Raw genomic sequence first — 6,594 nt, 5'->3', positions numbered from 1 at the left:
TCGCAGCGCCAGGTGGACGGTCAGCCGGCTCGGCCGCGCCGCCTCGCGCTGGGCGGGCACCGCGCCCCGCACCGCGCGGTCCGGCAGCAGCCCGTCGAGCACGGCCGGCGCGACGCCCGCCACGACGGACTCCGCGTCCTCCACCGTGCCGTCGGCCAGCTCCACGCCGGCCGCCCGGCCGTCCTTCACGACGATCCGCCGCACGTCCGCGCCGAACCGGAAGTCGACCTTGCGCCGCACGCAGCGCGCGTGCACCGCGTCCGCCAGCGCGCGCATGCCGCCGGTCACGGCCCACGTGCCGAACGTCTGCTCCATGTAGGGCAGCACGGCCGCGCTCGCCGGTGCCGTCCGCGGATCGAGGCCGTAGGCCAGCGCGTACTGCTCGAGGAGCGCCACCAGATGCGGCACGCCACCGAGCTCCAGGGCGCCGATCCCAGCCAGCGTCGTCGCCGCGCGGTCCTTGCGCAGCAGACGCCGCTGCGTGACCGCGGGGTACGGCTCGCGCTCGGCCAGCACCTGCCAGTTCGGCCAGAGCGGCTCCTCCAGGAGCGGGCGCCGGGAGCGGTCCCAGGCCTCCCGCGCGCGGTTCATGAACGCCGACCAGAGGCCGCCCGCGCCCGCCCCCACGGTCGCGTCCAGTGCCTCGGCGACCCCCGCCCGCCGTGCGTTCGGCAGGTCCGTCCGGGTGCCGTCCGCGAAGACGTGCCGCACCGCGGGCTCGATCTGCGTCAGCCCGACCACGTCCTCCAGCGGCTCCTTGCCCGTCTTCACGAACAGGTCCCGGTACACCGCCGGGAGCAGGAGCAGGCCCGGCCCCGTGTCGAACGCGAAGCCGTCGCGCGCGAAGCGGCCCACCGCCCCGCCGTACGTCGACGTCCGCTCGAACACCACCGGACGGTGGCCCGCGACGGCCAGCCGGGCGGCGGCCGCCATGGCGCCCATGCCCGCGCCGATCACCGCAATTCGTGCCATGCCAGGGACCTTATCCGCCGCCACCGACAGCGCCGCCGCGAGGTGCTCAGGGCGGTGGCGACGCGCGGGCCAGCCGCTTCTCCTCGCGCCGCTGCGCGCGTCGGCGCAGGAACCGGCGGATCCGGTGCACCAGCAGGAACAGCATCAGCAGACCGAGCACCAGCAGCACCGCCGCGATGATCGCGGCCGCCTCGGGATGGAACATCGCGAACGAGACGATGCCGCCGACGCCGAGGTCCTCCGCGGTGCTCAGCACGAAGTTCGACACCGGTTCGGGCGAGGTGTTCACCGCCATCCGGGTCCCGGCCTTCACCGTGTGGCTGGCCAGCGCCGTGGACCCGCCGATCGCCCCGGCCGCGAGGTCCGACAGCGAGCCGGTCTGGCCGGCGAGCAGCGCCCCGACCACGGCGCCGGACACGGGCCGGATCACGGTGTGCACCGTGTCCCACACCGAGTCCACGTACGGGATCTTGTCGGCGACGGCCTCGCACAGGAACAGCACGCCCGCCGCGATCAGCACGTCGGGCCGCTGCAGCGACTCGGGCACGTCGTCACTCAGGCCGGTCGCGCCGAAGACGCCGAGCAGCAGGATCACCGCGTACGCGTTGATGCCGCTCGCCCAGCCACTGGTGAAGACCAGGGGGAGTACGGACACGGTGTCGAGCGTAACCAGTGGAGCACTCCGTGTGCCTGGGGGAGAGCGCGCACGTCTGAGTATCCGTACCTAGACGCGGAGATGAGTAGGTACGCGGATGGGGCGCGACCTGCGCGGACGGGAGAGTGGAGACCACGGAGAGGGGCGCCGCTCCGGTACCGCCGACACGGGGCGGCGGAACGGAAGCAGCGCTCCTGGCCGCTCCTCTCACCCCCAGGGGTGGGAGCGAGGCACGGGGGACCCGGGGGAGACCGCACGGGGTTCGACGGGGGACAACGGGGGACGCGCCGGTCCGGTGGGCCTGGGACCACAGGCCGCGCCGGACCGGCGCTTTCATGTTCCGCGTCGGACCCGTGCGCCCCGCGCGCGTGCCCCGCGTGCCCGACGCCAGGCGTCCGCGTCCGTCCGCGCCGGTCGCGTCAGGCCCGGCCGGTCAGCGGCTGGCCGCCGCCCACCCGTCCCTGCAGCAGCAGCGACAGCGCGGCGTGCACGTCGTCCAGGGACCGCTCGGGCTGGAACGCCTGCCAGTCCAGGGCCGCCACCAGCACCATCCCGACGAGCGCGGCCGCGGTGAGCGGTACGTCGATCTCCTCGCTCAGCTCGCCGCCGTCCACGGCGCCGCGCAGCACGCCCTCCACGACGGCCACCGCCTCTTGGCGGACCACGGCGAGCGTGGACTGCCAGGCCCGGTTCGTCCGCCACAGCTCCGCCACGTACAGCTGGGTGAAGGCCGGGTACTCGTCGATGAAGACCAGGCCCGCGCGGATCATCGCGTCCAGCGCGTCGACCTTGCTGCCGCCGCGCTCGTCCGCCTTCCGCGCGGCGTCCCGCAGCGACGCGGTCAGCAGCCCGACACCGTGCCGCAGGAGCTCCTCGAAGAGCACCGACTTGCTGGCGAAGTTGTAGTAGACCGTGCCCTTCGCGACCCCGGCGCGTTCGGCGATCTCGTCCACCGTCGTCGCGGAGAACCCCTGCTCGGCGATGAGCGTGACCGCCGCCTCGTAGAGCTTCTGCCGGGTGGCCTGCCGCCGTGTGCTGCTTTCCATGCCTCCGATTCTCACAGGCCGCTCCGTGGCCCCGCTCACAGGCTCAGTTCCGGGTGCAGCCGGTCGAGCGACCACACCTGCTTGCGCCGTGCCGTCCAGGCGGTGAGGGCGAGCGCCCCGGCCGTGAACGCGGTGAGCACGGCGCACGCCTGCCACACCGGCCCGAGCCCGCCGCCGGAGATGAGCCGGCGCAGCGCCTCGACCACGTAGCTCATCGGCAGGAACGGGTGCAGGGCGTTGAAGAAGCCCGGGCTGGTCTGCACGGGGTACGTGCCGCCCGCCGAGGTCAGCTGGAGCATCAGGAAGGCGAGCACCAGGATGCGGCCCGCCGCGCCGAAGCGGGCGTTGAGCCACTGGACGACCGCCGCGAAGCACAGGGTGACCAGGCCCAGGAAGGCGACCGTGCCGGCCGCGTGCAGCATCTGGAGGCCGAGCGCCCAGTGCAGCACGGCCATCAGGGCGCCCACCTGGAGCACACCGACGGCGGCCACCGGCAGCCATCCGGCGAGGGCCACCCGCCAGGAGGAGGCACCGGCCGCGAGGGCCCGCCGGTTGAGCGGCTGGATCAGCATGTAGCCGACCATCGCGCCGACCCACAGGGACAGAGGGATGAAGTACGGCGCGAATCCGGTGCCGTAGTTGGGCGCCTTGTGGAGCGTCTGGGAGGCCAGCTGGACCGGGTCGGCCATCACCCCGGTGCGCCGGTCGCGGTCGTGCTTGTCGTAGTCGGGGATCTTCCCGACGCCGTCGTGGAGCCCGCCCGCCAGCTTCCCGGAGCCGTCGGCGAGCTGGTACATCCCGCCCGAGAGATCGTCGGCGCCGGTCCGCAGCTTGCCCACGCCGCTGTCCAGCTCGGTCGAGCCGGTGTGCGCGGTGCCGAGGCCGGCGTGCAGCTTCTTGGCACCCGCGGCGACCTTGCCCGCGCCCTTGTCGAGCTTGTTGATCTGCGCGACGGCGTTCTCGACGTCCTGGTCGAGCGTGGGCGCGCGCTCGGCGAGCGCCTCGGACTGCTCCTGGAGCGTCTTCAGGTGACGGTCCATGAGGTCCAGGTCCCCGTGCTCGTCCCGCACGATGCTGTGCAGGTCGTCCGAGACGGTGGCGACGTCCTGCGCCGCCGTCGCCGCCTTCTTGAGGTCAGGGCAGGCCGGGTCGTCGATCAGCGCCTTCTCGCACCGGCGCTCGTAGATGACGCCCAGGATGTCGGAGCCCGCGTGGGCGCCCTTGCGCGCGGTGGGCGCGATCTTCACCAGGGTGTCCAGGTTGTGCCGCACACCCTTGGCGGAGTCGGCGACCAGCCGGGCGGTGTCGGCGATCTGCTTCTTGTTGTTCTTCAGGAACGGCCGTACCTCGTCGGCGGCTCCGTTGACCTTGTCGGCGAGCGTCCTGGTCCCCGCCGCGACCTGCCGCGAGCCGGTCTCCAGGTCGCCCGAGCCCTTGTCGAGCTTCTTGAGGCCGCTCGCCAGGTCGCCGCTGCCCTTCTTGGCGTCCTTGAGGCCGTCGGCCAGATCCTTGGAGCCCTTCTTCGCCTTCCCGATGCCGCCCTCGAGCTCGTCGGCTCCCTTCGCCGCCTTCTGGGTCGCGTCGTGGATGTCGGAGAACGAGATGAAGATCTTGTCCAGGAACGAGCGCGACGCGTGCGTGGAGGCGGCGGAGCGCACCTCGGAGAACACCGTCCGGGATATCTGCCCGACGATGTAGTTGTTCGCGTCGTTGGTGCGCACCTTCAGGGCGCCCGTCTGCGGGGCGTCGCCCGAGCTGGACGCGATGCGCCTGCTGAAGTCGGCGGGCATCGTCAGCGACAGGTAGTACGTGCCGTCCTCGACGCCTCGTGCGGCCTGGGCGGCGCTGACCTCGTGCCACTGGAAGGTGTCGCTGTCGTACAGCCCCTTGGTGATGTCGTCGCCCGCGGTGATCTTCCGGCCCGCCGCGGACGCGCCCCGGTCGTCGTTGACGAGCGCGACCGGGATCTTGTCGAGCCGGCCGTAGGGATCCCAGAAGGACCACAGGTACAGGGCTCCGTAGAGCAGCGGCAGCAGGAGGAGTGCGACGAGCGCGGCGCGTGGCAGCTTCCCCCTGCCGAAGCGCCTGAGCTCAAGAGCGGCCAGCTTCGGCGAGCGCATCGTCGGTCGTTCCCCCGTCGGTGTCGGTGTCGGTGTCGGTGTTCGTGTCGGTTCCGGCTGTGGCTGTGGCTGTGGCTGTGGTGGCGGCCTCCGCGGCGGCGGCGGTGCGCGCCTGCGCCGTCCGGACGACGACGGTGTCCACCGTGTGCGTCGTGTCGGCCGTGTCCGCCGTCTCCGGAGGTGCCTCGCTGCACACGGCCAGCACCGTGGTGCCCGCCGCGGCGATCGACCTCAACTGCGCCCAGACCGCCTCGCGCTCGGCGTCGGACAGCTTCAGGTCCGTGTCGTCCACGCCGAGCAGCTCCGGCCGGCCGATCAGGGCAAGAGCGAGCGAGAGCCGCAGCGCCTCGGTCCGTTCGAGGTCGCGCACCGCGGTACGGGACCCCTTGGGCAGGCTCTCGCGGTCCAGGCCGGCCGCGGCCAGCGCCGTGTCGATGCGCAGCCGTGCCTCGGCGGCCCGCTCGGAGCGCGGCCGCAGCAGCCCGCGCAGGCCGCCGCCGAAGCGCCGCTGGAGCAGGGCCCGCTCCCGGAGGTGTTCGGCGACGGTGAGGGCGGGGTCGAGGTCCGTCACGCCCTGCACGTGCGCGAGCGCGCTGATCCGGCGCAGGGCCGCCATCTGCCGGGGCAGTCGCAGGGCCCCGACCCGCGCCGTGCCCGCGCTCGGCCGCATCCGGCCCGTCAGCGCGAGCAGCAGACAGGTGCGGCCGCTGCCCGAAGGGCCCTCGATCACGACGAGCGATCCGGCGGGCGCGTCGATGTCCACGTCCCGGAACGCCCAGCCGCGCGGCCCCTTCACCCCGAATCCCGCGGCGCTGACAGCCGCGCCCCCGCCGGCCCGGCTGCCGATGCCTCGGCCGTCCGCTCCTCGGCCTTCCGCCTCCCGGCCGTCCGCGTCCACGGCTGCCCCCTCTTTGAACTGACTGGTCAGTACAAAAATAGCTCGAACCTCTGCGCGAAGCAAAAGCGCAGGTCAGGCCGGATTGTCAGTGGTGACCCGCACGATGGACACATACGGCCACGAAGCCGTCACACAGACGACAGGAGGTTCGTCATGGCTGGACACCAGGCACCCACCGCGGCCGCCGCAGGCCGCCGTGCCGTCACCGGCCCTGCCCCTGCCCCCTCATCGACCGGACCGGCGAGCGACGTCCACCCGGTGCTCCGCCGCGCCGGTGCCCCGCCCGCCGCCCTCGACCTGCTCGCCCAGGCCCGTGCCGGACTCGACGAGGCCGCCGCCCTGGAGCCGTCCAACGAGCGGTACGCGACGGCCCACCTGGCCGCGCTGCGCACCGCCGCCGCCGTGCTCGCCGCCCGCGGCCGGCCCGAGCCCACACCCCGGCGCCGCGCCAGGATCCGCAGCGCGTGGGAGGTCCTGCCCGAGATAGCCCCCGAGCTGACCGAGTGGAGCGCCCTGTTCGCCTCGGGAGCGACCCGCAGGGCCCGTGCGGAGGCGGGCATACGCGGCGCCGCCACCGCGCGCGACGCCGACGATCTGCTGCGCGACGCCGCGATGTTCCTGCGTCTCGTCGAGCGCCTGCTCGTCCTCCAGCCGGTCCTGCCGCAACCCCGCCGCGAGGACGAGGAGCGCCCGGCGCGGACGGAGGTGCCCGACGCCGGATGATCCGCCGGGTGACCTGGGCGTGAGGCGGCGGGGCACCGGGCATGGCCGTGTGCCCCGGCCCATTAGGGTGGAGGCGCCCGAACCTGTTCATGCTCCGCCGCCAGCCGGAGCCGCGCCGAGGAGCCTCAGCCGTGTCGGACCCGATGCGCCCGCCCGCCTCCCCCCAGCCTCCGTCGGCGC

At 73.6% G+C, this 6,594-nt stretch carries 6 protein-coding genes; 1 reads left to right on the top strand and 5 read right to left on the bottom strand.

What is annotated here, in order from left to right:
• From GTW43_RS19665 to GTW43_RS19645, 5 genes are all read right to left on the bottom strand, one after another.
• The coding region (locus GTW43_RS19665) for an FAD-dependent oxidoreductase (RefSeq protein WP_161303330.1) at positions 1 to 972 on the bottom strand (972 nt) is incomplete at its 3' end.
• A gap of 46 nt (positions 973 to 1,018) precedes the next feature.
• On the bottom strand, positions 1,019 to 1,627 hold the full coding sequence (locus GTW43_RS19660) for a DUF4126 domain-containing protein (protein WP_161303329.1): 609 nt from the start codon (positions 1,625 to 1,627) through the stop codon (positions 1,019 to 1,021).
• A gap of 419 nt (positions 1,628 to 2,046) precedes the next feature.
• On the bottom strand, positions 2,047 to 2,673 hold the full coding sequence (locus GTW43_RS19655; RefSeq protein ID WP_161303328.1) for a TetR/AcrR family transcriptional regulator: 627 nt from the start codon (positions 2,671 to 2,673) through the stop codon (positions 2,047 to 2,049).
• A gap of 35 nt (positions 2,674 to 2,708) precedes the next feature.
• Positions 2,709 to 4,793: a YhgE/Pip domain-containing protein gene (locus tag GTW43_RS19650; RefSeq protein WP_161303327.1), complete on the bottom strand. Its 2,085-nt coding sequence runs from the start codon at positions 4,791 to 4,793 to the stop codon at positions 2,709 to 2,711.
• Entirely contained in the window at positions 4,765 to 5,589 is an 825-nt protein-coding gene (locus GTW43_RS19645) for an ATP-binding cassette domain-containing protein (RefSeq protein WP_343246062.1), read from the bottom strand. Before GTW43_RS19645 ends, GTW43_RS19650 begins: the two co-directional genes overlap by 29 nt.
• A 255-nt stretch (positions 5,590 to 5,844) precedes the next feature.
• Between GTW43_RS19645 and GTW43_RS19640 the strand changes: the two genes are divergently transcribed.
• Entirely contained in the window at positions 5,845 to 6,414 is a 570-nt protein-coding gene (locus GTW43_RS19640) for an SAV_6107 family HEPN domain-containing protein (RefSeq protein ID WP_161303326.1), read from the top strand.
• The last annotated feature ends 180 nt before the right edge of the window (positions 6,415 to 6,594 follow it).

It is taken from the genome of Streptomyces sp. SID5785 (genome assembly GCF_009870065.1).
Classification (GTDB): Bacteria; Actinomycetota; Actinomycetes; order Streptomycetales; family Streptomycetaceae; genus Streptomyces.
This window is presented reverse-complemented; position numbering and strand designations above follow the sequence as displayed.